The following is a 320-nucleotide window of genomic DNA, read 5'->3' as shown; positions in this document are numbered from 1 at the left end:
CCGGTGCGGCCAATGCGGTGCACGTAGGCTTCACTGTCGTACGGAATGTCGTAGTTGAGCACGTGGCTGACCCGCTCCACGTCGATACCACGGGCGGCCACGTCAGTGGCGATCACGATATCCAGCTTGCCGTTTTTCAGCCGCTCAATGGTGCGTTCGCGCAGTTGCTGGTTCATGTCGCCGTTCAGCGCGGACGCTGCATAACCGCGGGCCTCAAGTTTCTCCGCCAACTCCACAGTGGCGTTCTTGGTGCGGGCGAAAATGATCATGCCGTCGAACGGCTCGACTTCCAGAATGCGGGTCAGGGCATCGAGCTTGTT

At 60.3% G+C, this 320-nt stretch carries 1 protein-coding gene; it reads right to left on the bottom strand.

Annotated elements, in window-relative coordinates; genetic code table 11:
- The coding region (locus tag B3187_RS12795; RefSeq protein ID WP_286806871.1) for a helicase-related protein at nucleotides 1–320 on the bottom strand (320 nt) is incomplete at both ends.

It is taken from the genome of Marinimicrobium sp. UBA4209 (assembly GCF_002381585.1).
In the GTDB taxonomy this organism is placed as follows: domain Bacteria; phylum Pseudomonadota; class Gammaproteobacteria; order Pseudomonadales; family Cellvibrionaceae; genus Marinimicrobium; species Marinimicrobium koreense.
The sequence above is the reverse complement of the archived record's forward strand: the minus strand, read 5'-3'. Positions and strand labels throughout refer to the sequence as shown.